Source organism: Chryseobacterium sp. UNC8MFCol (assembly GCF_000482305.1).
Lineage (GTDB): Bacteria > Bacteroidota > Bacteroidia > Flavobacteriales > Weeksellaceae > Chryseobacterium > Chryseobacterium indologenes.
Window position 1 is genome coordinate 352036 of sequence record NZ_AXUZ01000003.1, and the last position, 19173, is coordinate 371208.

The following is a 19173-nucleotide window of genomic DNA, read 5'->3' on the forward strand; positions in this document are numbered from 1 at the left end:
ACAAAAATCCCAATAATAAAGGGAATTAAGCTAATTTCCATATTTAAAAACTTCATATTCTTTAGATTGAGTTCTTTTTCATGAAATCAATAATTTCTGAAATATATCCGAATGCAATAGCCACTACCGTATCGGCAGCACCATAGTACACCGTTACTTTATCACCTTCTGTCAGTGCTGCACAAGGGAAAACAACATTCGGGACATCTCCCGTAAGTTCATACAATTCTGCCGGAGCCAATAGATAAGGCTTGGTTCTGTATAATACTTTCGTAGGATCTTCAAGATCAAGCAACGCTGCCCCCATTGAATATCTGAATCCTCTGCAGGTATTGATTACGCCATGGTAAAATAACAGCCATCCTTCTTCTGTTTTAATAGGAACCGGCCCGCCCCCAATTTTTGTACACTGCCATGCACTGTCTTCAAATGGGGTGACTTTCATTACGCAACGATGCTCTCCCCAGTATTTCATATCAGGGCTGTAGCTGATGTAGATATCTCCGAAAGGGGTATGGCCGTTATCACTCGGACGGCTCAGCATTGCATATTTACCATTGATCTTTTCCGGGAAAAGCACCCCGTTTCTGTTGAAAGGTAAAAAGGCATTTTCGCACTGGAAAAATTCTTTAAAATCAAAGGTATATCCAATTCCAATCGTAGGCCCGTTGTATCCGTTACACCAGGTGATCCAGTAACGGTCTTCGATAAAGGTCACCCGCGGATCATATTTATAATCAGATTCGATCATGTCTGTATTTCCGGCCTTCATTTCAATAGGATCATGATTGATATCCCAATGGATTCCGTCTTTACTGAAACCTGCAAAAATATTCATCTGAACCGCTTTGTTGTCACAACGGAACACTCCTGCAAATCCTTCTTCAAAAGGGATCACCGCACTATTGAATATACTGTTGGAAGTAGGTATCGCATATCTGTTAATGATCGGGTTTTCGGAAAACCTCCACATGATATCATTGCTACCTTCCGGGCGATCCTGCCATGGGATCATTACTGATTGAGCTGTCATAAAGTATTTTTACTTTTTTATTTTAATTGTTTACTAATTGATTGTGTTATTTTAAACCTAACATGTTTTGAAAGCCTGTGAGGTTTAGTGTAGGCTACCTACGTTCTTCTTTATTTTCTGTATAAGGGAATGGAACAAACAGGGTAACCAAAAATGCGGGAATCGTAGCGATTAAAACCCAGATAAAAAAGATTTTGTATCCTACCCAGTCGCTGATCATCCCGCTGAACATTCCCGGAATCATCACTCCGAGATTCATAATACCGGTTGCGAATGCATAGTGGGCAGTTTTATGTTTTCCGGGTGCAATCTGCTGCATCATGTACAACATCAGGCCTACGAAACCAAAGCCGTACCCGAAATATTCTACAACGACTGCCACTGCTACAGGCATAAGATCTGCCGGTTGATAGTGCGCCAATAAGGCATACACCACAAACGGAATATTGAAAGCACAACACAGCCATATCAACGATTTTTTGAGTCCGCGGGCAGAAATAAAATAGCCTGCTAATACAGATCCCAGAATAAATGCCGCTGAGCCGTACGTCCCGTAAATCAATCCGATATCTGATGTAGATAACCCTAATCCACCTGAAGACCTCGGCGCTTTAAAAAACAACGGGGCAATTTTGATGGCAAAGCCTTCTGCAAAACGGTATAAAATGATGAACAGGATACACCACAAGATTTTAGGTTTTGTAAAAAATGAAGTGATAACTTCCAGAAGTTCCTTTCGGATATTTCCGGCTGTTTTCAATACTTTTTGTTCTTCATTATTTTCTTTCGGTAAAATCCATGAATGATACATCGCTAAAGCAAAAAATACTACTGCATAAATTGCCATGATGATCATCCATGCGTGAGTAACTCCTTTTGTTTTTTCAAGCACTCCTGCAAAATAGACCAGTGCTCCACTGCTGATAATCTTTGCCAGGTTGTAAAATGCGCCCTGCCAGCCGATATATTTTGCCTGTTCCTTATTGGTAAGAAAACTGATGTACGTTCCATCGGCAACAATATCATGAGTGGCTCCACAAAAAGCAATGACGGCAAAGAGAGCAATGCTATACTTAAAAAATCCCGGTAAAGGAAGGCTCAAGGCGACCAGAGCGAATAAAATCCCTATGGCAAACTGAGTAAAAACAACGAAAAATTTCTTGGTTTTGTAAATCTCCAGGAAGGGGCTCCAAAGCGGCTTCAATGTCCATGACAACATAATAAGTGCCGTCCAGAATGTAATCTGAGAATCTGAAATTCCCATATCCTTGTACATAATTCCGGAAACGGCATTGATGGTTACAAAGGGCATTCCCATTGCAAAATACAACGTCGATATCCAAAGGATTGGGTTTACCAGACGGTTTCCTGAGTTGTTTTTTCCCATATTGAAATTAAAAAATATTAAAAAGTTTCCAAAATGTTATTCCGGACTTAATGAAAGAGAGTGAAAAATTTAGAATGACACATCATCATTTCCACCTGAAAGAGTCTAAAACCCACGAACATTTTTAGTTTTTTATATTTTTATTGATTTTTAATTAACTTAATTGAGCTATGCTTTACATTCTCACCTTCTTAAGGATTCATAATCTTGATGAGATCTTTTGTCACTTTAAAATTAGGGGCCAGCAGTGTATTATCCGTTGAAGAACTCAATGGTGCATCTCTGTCAATAGCATATGAAAACAGGCCTCCTTTCTTACCACCAGCCGGTTGCCAACGGGCATAATCATAGCCCCGGCCGGTACCATTCTGAGGATATCTTATATCATTCCAGTAATTACCGGGGTAACCATTCTCTTCATAAAATGAAAAGCCCGGTAAAAATTGTTTCATACTGATATAGGGTGCATATAGTCCAGACACAAGAGTGAGATTAGAAGTACTTCTTCCATAAGCCTGCAAGAATACATAATTATAGCAGGAAGCTGTCTGGGTAAAAAATGATGTGGGATTCTGATTGGTATCATATACAAATGTTTTCCCGGTTCCCGACTTCGGGCCGAAATATTTTGATAATGCTTTGCTTGCAGCAACAAATTTTGTTAGTGTAGCTCCACTCGGGTTGCTTTCTATATCAATGTCAATACCATCCAGGTTATACTCTCCCACCCATTTATCATAAATACTTTTTGCCCACACCGAGTAATTATTCTGGCCACCGCTAGAGGTTGCGCTGCTTAAATTCCCTAAGGTTATAATAACTTTAGTCCCCCGCTTATGAAGGTAAGGAACATATTTATTTTTAAGAGTACTCCAGTACGGATTATCCGGTGGAGTATCATAAGGAAAAACCATCACCACATCCAGACTGTCCGGCAGCCACTTCATCGTTGGAAGGTTACCGTTTGCTGTGGCGCTGTCTCTCCATGTACGGTAATAACCTACTGACAGCTCATGATCACTGTTTTTATAAGCAATAAGGTTACTAAAATCCTGATTGGAAATTTTCGATGCTGAGTTTTCAGCATTAACATTCTTTGACACAGTTAACTCCTGATCATTCCCTCTACATCCATTAACTAGCATTACAACCAAAAACAGGTATAATGCAAAAGAAAAATAAGTTGTTTTCATCATAATATTATTTTTGTAATTTGTTAAAATAAATCCGTTAAAAATATATAATTGTTTTTTCCGTATTAAAATAATATTCGAAGGAAAAGAGGACATCTCAAAGTGATCACGACATAAAACGAAACTATAATAGTGAGATTTCTCTCCTGTCGGAACTTTAGCATTGAGATGCCTCTGTATTACATGTTTTTGCCTTTTTATAATTTTTTATCCCACCAAAGTTTTGTTCCTCCGTTATCCGGTCCACCTAACGTCGCTGCTGCCTTTTGGTATCCCACCGGATTATTATTACGATATTTGGTTGATATAGGTATTCTTCTGATCATTTTATCTGTATCAATATTACCTTGACTGGAATTCAGAATGTTTTTGAATAAGATTGGATATCCTGTTCTTCTTTGTTCAGCCCATGCTTCTGAACCATCAGGATATAAAGCCAACCATTTCTGAGTCATTATTCTTTCAAGCTTTCTTTCTGTGTTATCAGTTTCGTTCCATTTTATTGTCACAGTACTTAACATTGAATTTCCTGCCGGAATATTGTTTACAGCATTTTTAGGATCTACATAAGGTTGTTCTGTAGAGATATCATCTGAAATATAAGCAGCGTAGTCTGCACTTTTCCCCCATTCTTCCATAGATATTCTTACCCCCATTTCATAATTACTTTTTGCATCACCTGCACCAGCATAGCCGTATAATGCTGCTTCAGCTTTTAGAAACCATGTCTCTGGTGCAGTAAATATTTTTCCTCTTCCGTTTTGATTTCCAGGTGCAAAGTAAGCTCCTCCCGCCGCATCAGCTAAAGGCACAGAATAATTAACATAAAATGTTTTATCACCTTTTAAATCAATACCTTGACGAATACCTATATACTGGTCTGCAGCAGCAGGATCTGTTGCTTTAAAAGCATATGCACTGATCCGTGGATCTTTGAACCCATTTAAATATGCTAAAAGCGGTGCTCCAGATCTGCAATCCCCCCAATCATAAATTACTCCTCCTGCAGGAGAAGGTGTTCCATAATTGATTAAAGCATTGTCTATATTATTTTCGATAAGACCCGCTGGTGAAGCAAGGGCTTCCTCAGCAAATTTTTTAGAGTCTGCCGGTGCTGCATATCTCATTCTCATTGCAATTCTAAACTTAAGGGAATTTGCAAATTTCATCCACTTCACAGTATCTCCGCCATAGAAAACATCAGCAGATTTCATTACAGATTTATCTTCAGGTGCAATAGTTGTATTTTGAAGTACTGTTATAGCCTTTGTAAGATCTGCAATAAAATAATGGTAAGCATCTGCCTGTGAATCAAAGTCAGTAGATCCATCACTGTTGGGTTTATTAAATTTACTGTAAATCACAGGGCCATGCACATCAGAAACTTTAAGACTAGAAATCACCTTAACAATATCCATGATGGCCAATGATTTATCAAAATTATATCCCGGATAAGTTTTATCCATCACTGCTTTAAAAATATCTTTTTTATTAAGAACATCTTCCAGCTGTGTAATCATAATCCTCTCATTCCAATTATCCATCATAAAATAAGTAGAGTTGAAATTATTCCCATTAAATGGCGTAGCTGTAGCGAAGTATCCACTAAACATATCAGCATTCAGATTTTGCTGCAATTGATACACTCCTAGATTATAATGTACCAAACCTCTCTGCATTAATTTCATAGAAGCAACCAGCTGACCGAAGTCTGCGTTAAGTTGTTCATCACCCAAACCGGGAGTATAATCACTATTGATTTTATCAAATTCACTTGTACAGCTTACGGCAAACATACCTGTAGCCATTAATAAATAAAACGCTTTATATTTAAAATACTTTTTCATAACTCCGGATTTAAAAATTTAACTTCACTGAGAACCCTAATGATCTTGTAATTGGAATTCCAAAAATGTCCACCCCTACGCCACCTGGATTTACCCCTGACACTTGCTCAGGATCAAATGGTGCTTTTTTATACAAAAAGAAAAGATTTGTTCCTATTACACTTAGCGTCGCATCAGAAAGGTATTTTGAATTCAGTTTAAAATTGTAGGAAATCGAGGCTTGTCTCAATCTGATTGCAGTGGCTTTGTAGATATATGCTTCTGTTAATGGATCTCTACCACCAACAGTTGAATAATATGCCTGAGCATCTGTTTTACCAGTATAAGGAGTTCCATCTTCTTTTACGGCATTTTCAATAACCACACCTCCGGCATCACGTGCATCAGCTGAAGCCTTACTTACTCCAAGCTGATCATTCATAGCTTGGGTAATACTTAAAACTTTACCTCCAAATTTACCGTCTATTAGGAAGCTTACATTAAGGTTTCCAATATTGAAGGAATTATTAAGCCCTAACATAAATTTAGGGTTGGGATTTCCTAAAAGATTATCTCTGTTATCAGATCTCTTAGGCACTCCGTTTTTATCTACGATAATATGTCCCTGCCCATCTCTCAAATAGGCAAATCCGTAGATATCACCAAAAGAGCCACCAACTTTCAGACGGTTGTAACCGCTTCCCACCAGCTCCAATCCTATATTGGAATCCTGAAAATATTTCACTGGCAGTAGCTCTATAATTTTATTTTTATTGGCAGAAGCGTTGAATGTCGCAGACCAGCCAAATTTTTTGCCTTTGAAAATATCGTAGGAAATAGCTGATTCAAAGCCTGTATTCTGGATATTTCCGGCATTAATGGTTACTTTTCCATTATTATAAGGATCACCGAAGCCAATTGCACTTACATCTTTAAGCATTTGATTCGTTGTATTTGATCTATAAAATGTCAAATCAAAAGTAAGCCTGTTATTCAGAAATCTTAATTCTGTACCAGCTTCAAAAGTTTTATTAAGTTCAGGTTTTAACCAAAGGTCTTTAAATTGCTCCCCGGTAATTGGAGAGCCACTGAAACCAACCGGCGTTCCCGCATCAAACCCGCTGATGTGATTAATCAACACCGGATCCAATGCATTTCCCACTTTTGCATATGAGGCCCTAATTTTCCAGAAGTTAACAGCTTTAGGAAGAGTAAAAATATCAGACAGAATCGCATTTGCTCCAACCGACTGATAATCAAAAGAGGTACTGGTATTACCGTAAAGATCTGCCAGTGTGGATGACCAGTCATTTCTGTAGGTCAGATCTAAATAGACTAATTTTTTATATCCGATAGTAGTACTTGCAAAAACTGACTGGTCCTGTCTGTTTCCATTGTATATTGTATATGATGCTACACTTTCATCACGCTCTTTCGGCCAATATAAATTATTAGCAGTAAAGAGATTAGGAAGCTTTAATAAGCTATTATCGATTTTAGATGTTAACGAACGCTGATCTGATATACTGGCACCTACTGTAAAATCAAAACTGATATCGTCAGTAATATGAGGAGAACCTAATAATATGACATCTCCATATTTTGTGGTACGCTCAATTGTATTCTTAATGAGTCTTCCATTTTTTTTGCCATCATATGTTCCGGGCAAAACTGTTGAAAGAGAGTAAGCTGAAATTTGTCTTTCCGTATCAGAGAAATAATAACTGTAATTTCCGCGAGCCTGAATATTTAACCAGCTATTGATGGCATAGTTTAAAGATGCTGATCCATAGAAATTTTTGTTAGTTGTTGTAACCGGATTCCGGTTAAGTACCCATAGTGGATTCTGATCTTCAGTAGAGAAAACTCCGTTTGAATCAATATTCCACCAGTTTTGAGCCGGTAAATTTCTTGACTTATCCAGATATGAATAATTACTGGTATAATAATCAAAATCTACACCTCGTGGCAGCCAATAAATGCTGGTAAGAGGAGAAAACCATCGGCCTGGAGACATTCTGTTCTTAAAGTCTTGTAAAGAAGCCATTACATTTGCTTCAAGAGTAAGTTTATCATCCAAAAACTTACTGGAGTTTTTAAAATTGATATTGTATTGCTTAAAGTTAGAAGTAGGAATTATGCCATCATTCGTTGTATTTCCTATAGAGAAAAAGTTTTGTGATTTTTCATTTCCTGCACTGAAGGTAATACTATTTGTTAGAGTTGTTCCTGTATTAAGGAAATCTTTCAGATAATCTTTAGAAGCCCCTTTTTCACCCCAACTGCCTTCAGAACCTGGTGAATGAGTAGCAGGATCATGAGGCGTAGTTTGAAGATAGCTATACTGAAGCTTAGGCAAATCATAAGCTTTATCAAAGGTAAGACTGGATGTGAATGACAGTTTGGCCTTGCCTTTAGATCCTTTTTTTGTGGTAATCAGTACTACCCCATTTCCTCCTTGTGATCCATACAATGCTGAAGCAGATGCTCCTTTCAAAAAGTTAATACTTTGAATATCTTCAGGGTTAATCATACTGAAAATATCACCGGTATCAGGCATCTGTGAAAATACCATAGCATCTGGACCGCCTGTATTATTGATGATCGGTATACCGTCTATGACAAAAAGAGGTTGGCTATTTCTGGTAGACTTATCTCCACGCATTACGATTCTTACGGAACCACCCACTCCCCCATTGGTCTTATTGATTTGCACATTGGAAACTTTCCCGTTGATAGAATTTAAAAGATTGGGAGTTTTCACTTCAGTAAGTTCGTCTCCGCCAATCTGCTGACTGGAGTAAGTCAGGGATCTGGCCTGTCTTTTTATCCCCAAAGAAGTGACAACGACCTCCTGAATATCGGTTGTCTTCGTGGTGTCGGCCGTTTTTCTTTCCTGAGCATTCGAATAAAAGGAAAGAACTAATAGAACCGGTATAACTGCTTTTCTCATAAGGCTTAGATTAGTTAGATTTAATTGAGAATCAAGGAGATTACTTTAGGATTCAATACAGAAAAATTATTATTTTTTTGGCAAAATTTTACCATTTATGTATTAAATTATTTAAAGTTTTGTTAAGATTTGATTCACATTAACAAATCTAAATTTTGTTACCAGTCCCATATAATACTATTTTGTCATAAAACGATATTATTCTTTCATATAATTAAAAAACACAGTCACAATAATGTGATTTACAACAACATACATCTTTCAAAACATCCCTTTTAAAGAGGAATTATTTCACTTTTTATGATAAAAAAAGACCCGATATTGAAACCAGATCTTAGATGATATTATTTTTTTACCGTATTTATTATTCAATCTTCTTCACTCCTTTAAATTGCTCCCGGAATTCCGTAGGTGTTGTTTTTTTAATGGATTTAAACACTTTATTAAAATTCGCAATATTATTAAACCCGGCCTCAAAGGCTATTTCAAAGACCGTAAGGTTTTTTTCCATAAGCCATCGGGCCGCATAGCTTATTCTGACTTCGTTCAGGTAATTGACAAATGTTTTCCCAATTCTTTTTTTAATAAACCTGTTGAAGGTCACATTACTCATATTCACCAAAGAAGCCACATCATCAAGCGTTATTTTGTTCTCAAAATTCTTATGTACAAAATCATGAACAATCTTCATTTTATCATGGTCCCCAAATGTTTCAAGCTCAATACTGTAGGATGACAAAAGGGTCTTATCTTCTGCCACAGCCAACTCATTGAGGATCTTCATAATTTCGATAAACGACTCAAAACTGTTCATTTTCGAGAGATTAAGAAAGGAATCCTTTAATTTTTCTGCTGTTTCCGCTGAAAATAATATTCCGCGGATCGATTCTTTCATAAGGTTATTGATTGGTTTCAGGATGTTTTTCTGCATCAGTGACTGGTTGAAAAAATCCTGATTAAACTGCACCGTAATCTCATGAGTCTTCCTGTTTTTACACCGGTAATTAGCCCAACAATGTGGCAGATTGGGGCCAACAAGTACCAATTCTATATTACCGATTTCTCCAGTATGATCTCCCACCATTCTGCGATAGCCTTTTCCTTTGTAAATAAAATTAATCTCAATTTCGGGATGATAATGATAAGGGAAATCAAATGAGGCTTTGATCCTGTCAAATACAAGAAAACTGTCTTCGGGAGAAAGTGGAGTTATCTCCCTTAAAATATTTTCTAATTCACTCATACAGCTGTTTTGGACATCATTAAATTAAAACGGGCAACATACAAATCTCTGTAAATTTGATAAAATAATATCAATTGGGAGACATTTTTCAAAAAGAATATCCACTTTACTATTTCAGGATAGCAGGTTTCGATAATTTAATATCCTTAAAGGTAAGCTTTTTTGTATCTTTAAAATCGGAATATAAAATTGACACTTTTTCCGGGTATATTTTAAACTCAGTATAAACCAAAACAAATATTATGAGACGTAACGCAACAGCCGTTTGGAACGGTACTATCAAAGAAGGTAAAGGACATTTAACGACGCAAAGTACCACTTTAAACCAAACTCAGTATTCTTTCAACAGTCGTTTCGCCGATGGAGTGGGAACCAATCCTGAAGAATTACTGGCAGCCGCCCATGCAGGATGTTTCACGATGAAACTGGATGCAGAGCTTTCGCAAGCCGGTTATAATCCTGAAGAATTAAAAACCACATCTGTCATTACCCTTGATCCGAATATTGGTAAAATCACAAAATCAGAACTTACTTTAACGGCAAAGGTTCCGGAAATTTCTGACGAAGAATTTCAAAAATTTGCTAAAATAGCAGAAGAAGGTTGTCCTGTAAGTGCAGCATTCAATTTTGAAATCACTTTGAATGCTACTTTGGAGCAATAGTAAATAAAATAAATCCGGGTCGTAAAACATTCGGATTTAATTTTTGACACAAATATACCAATCGGTATATTTTTTTGCATATATTTGCAAAGAATTAATCAGTTAAATGTCTAAGGCAGAAAAAACAAAACAACTCATCATTGAGAAAACAGCTACCCTTTTTAATACGAAAGGGTATAATTCCACTTCGCTTTCAGATATTACCCATGCTACCGGCCTTACGAAAGGGAGTATTTACGGTAATTTTGAAAACAAGGACGAAGTAGCCATTGAAGTATATAAATACAATGCAGGATTACTGAGTAAAACGATGAGCCGTTCTTTTGGAGATGAGTTCCCTACCTCAGTAGAAAAACTGCACGCTTTTGTCAATTTTTACAGGAAAAACTGGCCAACTGTATTTTCAAACGGAGGCTGCCCTCTAATGAATGCGGCTACGGAAGCTGACGATTCTTTTCCCGCACTTAAAAAGCAGGTAAAAACATCCTTCGATGTATGGATGGCGAAGATCTCTGAAGTTATCATGCAGGGACAGCATACCGGTGAAATCTACAAAAAGGTAAATGCTAAAGAATATGCCTCTCTGTTTGTCATGCTTATTGAAGGAGGAATCTTGCTGTCAAAAACCATTGGAGACCAAAGTTATCTGAACCAGGCTTTGGATAAGGTCTCCCACATGATCGATTATGAATTAACTATCCTTCCATCATAAACTTCACGATATGGAAACAAAAAAAGTGGCAATCGTCGGATACAACAGAATCCCTTTTGCCAGAATGGACACCGCCTATGCCGACCAGGGAAACCAGGATCTTCTTCTTGCCGCCCTTAACGGACTGATAGAGCGCTATCACCTGAAAGGCAAGCTTCTGGGAGAAGTGGCCGGAGGAGCTGTCATTAAACATATTTCGGAAAGTAACCTCATCAGGGAAACCGTCATGAATACTTCTCTGGATCCGGCAACGCCCGCCTGTGATCTTCAGCAGGCCTGTGATACAGGGATTGAAGCAGCAATTTACATCGGAAATAAAATTGCCCTGGGCCAGATAGAGAACGGTATCGCTTGTGGTGTGGAGGCTATGAGCAATATTCCTTTTGAATCTTCGTCAACGTTAAGGAAAGCTTTATTAAAAGCCAATAAAGAGAAATCAGCCTTTGGAAAGCTAAAACATCTGCTGAGCCCAGCACTTAAAGACTGGATGCCCATTCCATATAAAGGTCAGGAACCGAAAACAGGATTGGTAATGGGTGAACATACCGAAATTACCGCCAAATACTATACAATTTCCAGAGAGGAACAGGATGAGTTGGCTTTTAAAAGTCATCAAAATATGGCTAAAGCATATGATGAAGGATTTTTTGATGATATGATCACCTCAGCTTTTGGTCTTGATAAAGACAATAACCTCCGAAGAGATACCAGTTTAGAAAAACTTTCTCAGCTGAAACCTGCTTTTGATAAACAGAGCGGGACATTAACTGCCGGAAATTCTACACCTTTTACCGATGGAGCCTCGGCCGTTTTACTGGCCAGTGAAGAATGGGCAAAAGCGAATAACCTGCCGGTTCTTGCGTATATTACCTTCTCAGAAATTGCCGGAATCGAATATGTTGAAAACAAGCAGAATTTGCTACTGGCTCCTGTCTTTGCCGCAGAAAGAATGCTTAGAAAAGCAGGAATGAACCTTGAAGATTTTGACTATTATGAAATTCATGAAGCATTTGCCGCCCAGACTCTTGCTACTATAAAAATCTGGGAAAATGATGATCTGGCCAAGAAATTCGGGCTTGAAAAAGCATTAGGAAAAATCGACATAAACAAACTGAATGTAAAAGGAGGAAGTCTTGCAGCTGCACATCCGTTTGCCGCGACAGGAGGCAGAATTATAGCGACCCTTGCCAAATTACTCAATGAAAAAGGAAGCGGAAAAGGATTTATATCTATCTGCGCAGCCCGTGGACAAGGCGTCACCATGATCCTCGAGAAATAACATTATTACAGTAAAAGTCTTTCCGGCACGTATAATTCTGTTACTATGCTATAAATAATATCATTAAATATTTGTTTGCAACGTAATAAAAATGATAATATTGCAGTCGGAAAAACAAAATGGAGCATGCGCAGCTCTTGTCTGCTCATGAAAATCTAATCTATTTTTAATTAATACCTAAGTATGAAAAGAGTTGTCATTACAGGGTTAGGCGCATTGACGCCTATGGGAAATAATGTCGAAGATTTTTGGCAAAACAGCATTAACGGAGTCAGCGGAGCAGAATTAATAACTCATTTCGATTCAGAAAAGTTTAAAGTACGTTTTGCCTGTGAGGTTAAAGGCTTCGATCCAAAGGTTCACCTTACTCATAACGAAATAAAAAGAAGTGATCTTTTTTCACAATATGCCATGTATGCTTCAGCAGAAGCCATAAAAGATTCCGGTCTGGATCTCGAAAATATGGATCCTTTCGACACCGGAGTAATCTGGGGTACAGGACAGGGAGGAATGTGGACTTTCGAAAAAGAAGTGATGGATTTTGCACAGGGAGACGGAACACCGCGTTTCAACCCTTTTTTCGTTCCAAAATTCATTGCCAATATGGCTTCCGGTATGATTTCTATGAAATATGGACTTCAGGGAATCAACTATACAACGATTTCTGCTTGTGCTACAGGAAATACAGCTTTAATGGATGCCTTCAATTATATTCGTTTAGGAAAAGCAAAAGTAATCATCAGCGGTGGTTCTGAGGCAGCAATTACACCGGCTTCTATTGGAGGATTCTCTATTATGAAAGCAATGTCTACCAGAAATGATGATTTTAAAACGGCCAGCCGTCCTTATGACGCAGACAGAGACGGTTTCGTGATGGGTGAAGGAGCGGGAGCTTTGGTTCTTGAAGAATATGAGCACGCTATTGCAAGAGGAGCCACGATCTATGCTGAATTAGCAGGAGCTGCAATGACTGCCGATGCTTACCATATGACAGCACCTCATCCGGAAGGCATCGGAGCGATTAAAGCAATGCAACTGGCAGTAAAAGAAGCAGGCGCCAATATGGAAGATATCGATTATATCAATCCACATGCGACTTCTACGCCTCTCGGAGATTTAGTTGAGCTGAAGGCCATTAATCAAGCGTTTAAAGGAAGCAAAAACTTAGACATCAGTGCTACAAAGTCTATGACAGGGCATTTGCTGGGAGCTGCAGGAGCAATCGAAGCGATCCTTTCCATTAAAGCGATTCAGCAGGGCATTATTCCCCCAACCATCAACCTTCACAAGATTGATGAGAATATTCCTCAGGATATTAATATTGTCTTTGGCGAGGCAAAGGAAAAAGAAATCAATTTTGCTTTAAGTAATGCTTTTGGCTTCGGAGGGCACAATGCGACCGTGGTTTTTAAGAAATTCAGCTAATTTGAATTAAAATAATAATTGTAAATTCCTGTATGGCCATCATACAGGAATTTTTATTTACTCTATGCACAAATAATACGTGTTTTTTCCAGGTTGTCATTTTCTGATAAAAAACTTTAATAATTAATTATAATACGACTTCTTTTGTCGTTACCCGTTAATACTTTTGTATCAGTAAAATTTCTTGCAAGACTTTACAACGTAATTATTTAAACAGAAAAAAGATATAATGTATATATGAAACCACAGAAGATTTCTTTGTATCCAATGGTCAAAAATGGAATAGCGATGTATAAAAAAAGCAGCCAAAACTGACTGCTTCTATCTTATATTTGCGATTTCAACCACTCTGACGAGGAAAGGTAATTCTGATCAGGATAATAGATGAATAATAAATTTCTTCCTTTTATCGTATTGATCATTGATTGTGATAATTCCCTAGGTACTGCGGGGCATCCCCAGCTTCTCCCGATTCTCTTATGTATTGCTGCAAATGAATCGCTTACGTAATCTGCTCCATGCATTACAATAGCTCTTCTGTAGGCTGCATCATTGAATCCTTTATCCATCCCCAGTAATCTTAATGAGTATCCGTTATCTCCCTGGTAGGTTGCATCCGTGATATAAAATCCCATGCTGCTCTGTCGCGAACTTTCCGTGTTAGAAAAATTCGTGGCAAATTCTTCGCCTGTATTTTTACCGTGGGCAACCAGTGAGTTGAACAGTACTTTTTTATCATTAAGATCAATGATCCAAAGTCTTTTGGTGTTGGAAGACATAGAAAAATCGCAGATAGTCAGTAAATGCGAATCCTGAGTAAGCAATCCTGCTTTCTTTAAGTTTTCGTAACCAGCCAATGCCTTTGAGAATACTTCATAGTTCAGTTCATGTTCCGGATCAAATGCAATTGATTGGTATAATGCTTCTGATGAAGAAACAGCAGTTGTATTCTTCTCAGATTTCGTGTCGCCAGCTGCAGCAATTTTTGCTGTTTTTGCTGTCTCAAAATTTTCATTCTTTACCGCCCCTTTTGGAGAAATGTAGAATGATGTCGTTACCATGTACACAAGGCCTATTACGCTATAAAATCCTTTCATTCAATAATATATAAATCCAAATTAGTGGGGCAAAATTATAAAAACATCAGTACGCACACGGTAAAACGAAAAAAGTTTAACGCTATTTAAGAAACTTTAACGTCCTGATTCTGTGAATTAAAGGCTGTTATTCTTGCGAATCCGCTACAAATTCAAGGCTTATAGAATTCATGCAATAGCGCAATCCTGTGGGCTTTGGACCATCATCAAAAACATGTCCGAGATGGGAGTCGCATCTTTTGCAAAGTACTTCTACCCTTTCCATTCCGTAGGTTTGATCTCTTTTATAATATACACCTTCCTTATCGGCTTCGAAAAAGCTGGGCCATCCGCAGCTGCTTGAAAATTTAGAGGTAGAACGGAACAAATGGTTTCCACATACGGCACAATAATAATCTCCTACTTCATCGAATTCATTGTATTTTCCGGTGAAAGCCCTCTCTGTTGCTGCTTCCCGGGAGATTGCATATAAATCCGGAGCGAGTATTTTTTTCCATTCTTCGTTGGAAATGTTTAGTTTGGTTGTATCAGTTCTTGAATAGTATGGATTGTTTTTTGCATCTGTATTTTCCATAGAAGAAGTTTTAACGGGTTGATGTTTCTCTGTACATGATGACAGAAAAATGAATATGATGATTGAAATTAAAAATTTCATCGTAAATTTTTAACACTTATATCTTAATCACAAAAATGATGGGAATGCAAAAACTTTAATATCTTAAAGCTTTTAAAACAAAATTTTTGTGGTTTAAATCTTAAACGGTTTGATAGCCAAATTTAGTAAATTTGAGAATATGAATGACGAAGCAAAAAGAAAACAACTCAGAAAATACAAAGGATTTGCCACGGGATTATTTGTTCTGATGGCAGTTATTTTCATTGTTACGACCATTTTACAGAAGTCTAATCCTTCACATTGGATCGGGTATGTACGTGCTTTTGCAGAAGCAGCCATGGTCGGGGCCCTGGCAGACTGGTTTGCTGTAACGGCTTTATTTCGTCATCCGCTGGGCCTTCCTATTCCTCACACCAATCTGATTGAAAACAGCAAGCAAAAGCTGGGAGATAATCTGGGAAGTTTTGTTGTCAGCAACTTTCTTTCACCACAAAATATTCGGCCGTATATTCAAAAAATTAAAGTATCCAGCTTTGTGGGAGAATGGTTGGGCAAAGAAAAAAATCAGGATATCCTGATCAGGAACCTTTCAGATATTGTTCTGGACATTCTCAATAAGCTGGATGACTCTGTGGTCAGTCAGTTTATCAGCAAAAAAGTTTCCGAGATGACGGATGATATCAAACTCAACAAAGTCGTTGGAAACGGGATCAATTACATTCTGGAAAAAAATGATCATCAGAGAATCATCACCAATCTTTCTAAGCAGATCAAGGATTATATTATTGAAAATGATGAAATGATCAAAGACCGGGTGAAGAAAGGAAGTTATTCATTCATTCCCTCGTTTGTCGATAATAAGATTGCAGATAAAATTGCAGACGGACTGGCTGATTTTTTCAAGGAGATTGAAGAAGATTCCCAACACGATGTACGAAAACTGATTACTCAAAAAATTTATGAATTTTCCGTTGACCTTAAAGAAGATCCAAAGTGGGAAGATGAATTTAAAACGATTAAAAGCGGTCTGCTGAAAAATGATAAACTGGAAGAATATTCTAATGACATCTGGGTTTCTATCAAAAAAACACTGATGAAAGAACTGCAGGAAGAGCATTCAGCACTGAAAAATTATCTGTTGAAAAACCTTAGCGAATTTTCACAAAACTTAAAAACAGATGAGAATCTTCAGAATAAAATTGATCATTGGGTCCGGGTAACAGCTTATAAATATATTCTTCGGAATACCCATCAGTTTGGAAACCTCATCAGTACCACTGTTGGAAACTGGCAGGGAAAAGAGCTGAGTGAAAAACTGGAACTGGAAGTAGGAAAAGACCTGCAGTTTATCCGGGTCAACGGAACTCTGGTAGGTGGTTTGGTGGGACTGCTGATTTATACTGTTTCTCATTTCTTCATTTAAAAAACAAATGACCATCAACCATGAAAAAAACTTTTACCTTATTTCTTCTTTATTTTTTTATTTTTTATTCCGGTCAGCAGGTTGAATTAAGATCAATCACCGATTCTTCTCAGACTTTCAAGGGAGAAATTGCAGGAAGTCCTGTGACCATTCAGCTTAATTATTCAGGAATCATTGACTGCGACCAGTATCAGCACTATGTAGACGGCTGGTATTATTACGATAAATATCAGAAAAAAATTCCCCTGACCGGAATTTATGATTTTTATGGTAATCTTTCATTGTACAACTTTGGGTCTAAGCAAAAACAGAGTTCAAAAAACCTTAAAGAACAGATTAATTCACGACAGAAAATAGAACAAACCAACGAAATAGCACAAAAATTATTCCCTCAGGAATCCTTGATTTTCGGACAGGCTAATCCTAAGGAGAATACAATTTCAGGTACATTCTATCTGAACAAAAAAACCTCTACCGCCAAGCTTTTCACTGGTAATGATATGATTTACCGTTACAACAATTATCTGCTGCTTCCCAACCATAAAAAGATCAATACATTTGACTTCATCAACCATGCGGGAGGAAACAGTCTTATATCCACGGCATCTGACCATTCCGGGCACAGAGTCCTGCTTTATTTCGAAGAGGTTTCTAATTTTAATTTTTGTGGAATGTGTGGTGCGAGCGACGGGGAAAAAGGATATCGCGTATTATATTTTACCAAAGACTGGAATTATAAGAACTATGAAGAATTTCTCACAGAAAGCTGTCGGGAAGGGATATCCGGAACTCAGAAACGTAGGACCAAAGATCCAAAAATAATCCAGCTTAAAGTTCCCAAACCTTATTCTACACCTGCTTATACGCTGACGGTAGACAGTAAGAATGCCTCTGTTGTAAAATCAAAATAAAAGAGAGTTCGATCCTGAACTCTCCTTTGCATGTTATCTCGGCAATCTGCTTGCTCTTTTTAAAATCTCTTTATTAATTTCGTTGATCAGTTCCGGGCCTTCATAGATAAATCCGGTATATAACTGAACAAGACTTGCTCCTGCATCCAGCTTTTCCATCGCATCTTTTGCAGAATGAATTCCTCCTACTCCAATGATCGGGAACGCCCTGTTGCTTTTTTCAGAGATATATCTGATCATTTTTGTACTTCTCTCACGAATCGGCTTTCCGCTTAAACCGCCGTTGCCTATTTGTTGCAGTACTTCAGCTGAAGTTTTCAATCCTTCTCTGTTTACAGAGGTGTTGGAAACAATGACTCCATCTATTTTGGTTTCTGCAATCAGCTCAACGATTTCATCCAACTGCGTGTTATTAAGATCCGGAGCAATTTTCAGGAGGATTGGCTTCTGAACAGACTTTGACTGATTGATTTTCTTTACTTCCGTAATCAACTCACGCAGATAGTCCACATCTTCAAGTTTGGCGTGGCTTCCTACATTCGGGCAGCTTACATTCAGGACAAAATAGTCTACATGAGGATGAAGGCCTTCAAAACAGTCCAGATAATCCTGGGTATAGTTTTCCGGGCTTGTATCTGTATTTTTTCCGATGTTTCCTCCGATGATTATTTTTCCCTTATTGGATTTCAGTTTTTCAATGGCCGCTTCAAGACCATCGTTGTTGAATCCCATTCTGTTGATGATTCCTCCATCCTCTATCAGACGAAACAATCTTTTTCTTGGATTTCCCGCCTGAGCTCTTGGCGTCACCGTTCCGATTTCAACAAACCCGAATCCTAAGTCTGCCAATTCATTGAATAAAACCGCATTTTTATCAAACCCGGCTGCCAATCCAACTGGATTTTTAAATTTCAATCCGAAAACTTCTCTTTCCAGACGTTTGTCTTCAATAGGTTTTGGGAAAAATAATTGGGTAAGAAATCCAAAATTCTTAAGCATCGAAAATGTAAAGTGATGAACATCCTCGGGATCGAATTTAAAAAGAATCGGACGAATGAGCGATTTGTACATTGAAAAAAAGTTTTACAAAATTACTCATTTTAAAATTAATCTATAATTACCGTATGATATTTTATCAAAATGTTTTATATACAACATCTATAAAGCCAATAAGATCTACAAACTCAGTGGTTTTTTGAACGCTATGATCGCAAGAAGCATGACAATTCTGAAAACATTTTTGTTCGCAAGGGCGTTGCACTAAGCTAAGAATCTATTTCATTTGCTGAACGAAGTGCCTTGGCGACCGAAAAATAAAAATTATTTATCATTAAAGCTTTGCGAAGGAAGCCTTAAATAAAGGAATTTCAATATAATCATCTCTAATCAACAGCTTAAAAACCAGCTACAGAG

15 protein-coding genes are annotated in these 19173 nt (G+C 37.7%); 6 read left to right on the plus strand and 9 right to left on the minus strand.

Going from position 1 to position 19173, the window contains the following annotated elements:
* Positions 1-61: 61 nt before the first annotated feature.
* The 6 genes from M030_RS0101615 to M030_RS0101640 all read right to left on the minus strand — a co-directional run bounded on the left by M030_RS0101615 (position 62) and on the right by M030_RS0101640 (position 9635).
* Entirely contained in the window at positions 62-1033 is a 972-nt protein-coding gene (locus M030_RS0101615; protein ID WP_027371934.1) for a glycoside hydrolase family 130 protein, read from the minus strand.
* Positions 1034-1127: 94 nt separating this feature from the next.
* Positions 1128-2420 carry an MFS transporter gene (locus M030_RS0101620; protein WP_027371935.1) on the minus strand — a complete coding sequence of 431 codons (1293 nt, stop codon included), beginning with the start codon at positions 2418-2420 and terminating at the stop codon, positions 1128-1130.
* 191 nt (positions 2421-2611) lie between these two features.
* The gene (locus M030_RS0101625; RefSeq protein ID WP_027371936.1) at positions 2612-3613 is read right to left on the minus strand and encodes an endo-beta-N-acetylglucosaminidase family protein; all 1002 of its coding nucleotides are present in this window, start codon (positions 3611-3613) and stop codon (positions 2612-2614) included.
* Between the two features lie 197 nt (positions 3614-3810).
* Positions 3811-5460, minus strand: a complete 1650-nt coding sequence (locus tag M030_RS0101630; RefSeq protein ID WP_027371937.1) for a SusD/RagB family nutrient-binding outer membrane lipoprotein — start codon at positions 5458-5460, stop codon at positions 3811-3813.
* A 10-nt stretch (positions 5461-5470) separates the two neighbouring features.
* Positions 5471-8392, minus strand: a complete 2922-nt coding sequence (locus tag M030_RS0101635; RefSeq protein ID WP_155860226.1) for a SusC/RagA family TonB-linked outer membrane protein — start codon at positions 8390-8392, stop codon at positions 5471-5473.
* Positions 8393-8756: 364 nt separating this feature from the next.
* Entirely contained in the window at positions 8757-9635 is an 879-nt protein-coding gene (locus M030_RS0101640; RefSeq protein ID WP_027371939.1) for an AraC family transcriptional regulator, read from the minus strand.
* A gap of 242 nt (positions 9636-9877) precedes the next feature.
* On the opposite strand from M030_RS0101640, the gene M030_RS0101645 reads away from it, so the two are divergent.
* The 4 genes from M030_RS0101645 to fabF all read left to right on the plus strand — a co-directional run bounded on the left by M030_RS0101645 (position 9878) and on the right by fabF (position 13713).
* Positions 9878-10297: an OsmC family protein gene (locus M030_RS0101645; RefSeq protein WP_027371940.1), complete on the plus strand. Its 420-nt coding sequence runs from the start codon at positions 9878-9880 to the stop codon at positions 10295-10297.
* A 106-nt stretch (positions 10298-10403) separates the two neighbouring features.
* The gene (locus M030_RS0101650) at positions 10404-11009 is read left to right on the plus strand and encodes a TetR/AcrR family transcriptional regulator (RefSeq protein WP_027371941.1); all 606 of its coding nucleotides are present in this window, start codon (positions 10404-10406) and stop codon (positions 11007-11009) included.
* A gap of 10 nt (positions 11010-11019) precedes the next feature.
* Positions 11020-12288, plus strand: coding sequence for an acetyl-CoA C-acetyltransferase (locus M030_RS0101655; RefSeq protein ID WP_027371942.1), 1269 nt, complete (start codon positions 11020-11022; stop codon positions 12286-12288).
* 183 nt (positions 12289-12471) lie between these two features.
* A complete protein-coding gene (gene fabF / locus M030_RS0101660; RefSeq protein WP_027371943.1) occupies positions 12472-13713 on the plus strand; it encodes a beta-ketoacyl-ACP synthase II in 1242 nt (413 codons plus the stop codon).
* Between the two features lie 326 nt (positions 13714-14039).
* Here fabF and M030_RS0101665 read toward each other — a convergent pair whose 3' ends face one another.
* Positions 14040-14810 (minus strand): murein L,D-transpeptidase catalytic domain family protein, encoded by a 771-nt coding sequence (locus tag M030_RS0101665; RefSeq protein ID WP_027371944.1) that lies wholly within the window; start codon positions 14808-14810, stop codon positions 14040-14042.
* Positions 14811-14937: 127 nt separating this feature from the next.
* Positions 14938-15465 carry a peptide-methionine (R)-S-oxide reductase MsrB gene (gene msrB / locus M030_RS0101670; protein WP_027371945.1) on the minus strand — a complete coding sequence of 176 codons (528 nt, stop codon included), beginning with the start codon at positions 15463-15465 and terminating at the stop codon, positions 14938-14940.
* A 139-nt stretch (positions 15466-15604) separates the two neighbouring features.
* On the opposite strand from msrB, the gene M030_RS0101675 reads away from it, so the two are divergent.
* Together M030_RS0101675 and M030_RS0101680 are read left to right on the plus strand one after the other, a co-directional pair.
* The gene (locus M030_RS0101675) at positions 15605-16849 is read left to right on the plus strand and encodes a DUF445 domain-containing protein (protein WP_027371946.1); all 1245 of its coding nucleotides are present in this window, start codon (positions 15605-15607) and stop codon (positions 16847-16849) included.
* 20 nt (positions 16850-16869) lie between these two features.
* A complete protein-coding gene (locus tag M030_RS0101680) occupies positions 16870-17760 on the plus strand; it encodes a hypothetical protein (RefSeq protein ID WP_027371947.1) in 891 nt (296 codons plus the stop codon).
* A gap of 33 nt (positions 17761-17793) precedes the next feature.
* Here M030_RS0101680 and M030_RS0101685 read toward each other — a convergent pair whose 3' ends face one another.
* Positions 17794-18831 carry a quinone-dependent dihydroorotate dehydrogenase gene (locus M030_RS0101685; protein ID WP_027371948.1) on the minus strand — a complete coding sequence of 346 codons (1038 nt, stop codon included), beginning with the start codon at positions 18829-18831 and terminating at the stop codon, positions 17794-17796.
* Between the last annotated feature and the right edge of the window lie 342 nt (positions 18832-19173).

Excerpts from the sequence above, each read along its gene's own strand:
- M030_RS0101625 (WP_027371936.1), bottom strand. The coding sequence starts at position 3,613 with ATGAAAACAACTTATTTTTCTTTTGCATTATACCTGTTTTTGGTTGTA.
- M030_RS0101645 (WP_027371940.1), top strand. The coding sequence starts at position 9,878 with ATGAGACGTAACGCAACAGCCGTTTGGAACGGTACTATCAAAGAAGGT.
- M030_RS0101680 (WP_027371947.1), top strand. The coding sequence starts at position 16,870 with ATGAAAAAAACTTTTACCTTATTTCTTCTTTATTTTTTTATTTTTTAT.
- M030_RS0101655 (WP_027371942.1), top strand. The coding sequence starts at position 11,020 with ATGGAAACAAAAAAAGTGGCAATCGTCGGATACAACAGAATCCCTTTT.
- fabF (WP_027371943.1), top strand. The coding sequence starts at position 12,472 with ATGAAAAGAGTTGTCATTACAGGGTTAGGCGCATTGACGCCTATGGGA.
- M030_RS0101640 (WP_027371939.1), bottom strand. The coding sequence starts at position 9,635 with ATGAGTGAATTAGAAAATATTTTAAGGGAGATAACTCCACTTTCTCCC.
- M030_RS0101685 (WP_027371948.1), bottom strand. The coding sequence starts at position 18,831 with ATGTACAAATCGCTCATTCGTCCGATTCTTTTTAAATTCGATCCCGAG.
- M030_RS0101650 (WP_027371941.1), top strand. The coding sequence starts at position 10,404 with ATGTCTAAGGCAGAAAAAACAAAACAACTCATCATTGAGAAAACAGCT.
- msrB (WP_027371945.1), bottom strand. The coding sequence starts at position 15,465 with ATGAAATTTTTAATTTCAATCATCATATTCATTTTTCTGTCATCATGT.
- M030_RS0101665 (WP_027371944.1), bottom strand. The coding sequence starts at position 14,810 with ATGAAAGGATTTTATAGCGTAATAGGCCTTGTGTACATGGTAACGACA.
- M030_RS0101615 (WP_027371934.1), bottom strand. The coding sequence starts at position 1,033 with ATGACAGCTCAATCAGTAATGATCCCATGGCAGGATCGCCCGGAAGGT.
- M030_RS0101635 (WP_155860226.1), bottom strand. The coding sequence starts at position 8,392 with ATGAGAAAAGCAGTTATACCGGTTCTATTAGTTCTTTCCTTTTATTCG.
- M030_RS0101630 (WP_027371937.1), bottom strand. The coding sequence starts at position 5,460 with ATGAAAAAGTATTTTAAATATAAAGCGTTTTATTTATTAATGGCTACA.
- M030_RS0101675 (WP_027371946.1), top strand. The coding sequence starts at position 15,605 with ATGAATGACGAAGCAAAAAGAAAACAACTCAGAAAATACAAAGGATTT.
- M030_RS0101620 (WP_027371935.1), bottom strand. The coding sequence starts at position 2,420 with ATGGGAAAAAACAACTCAGGAAACCGTCTGGTAAACCCAATCCTTTGG.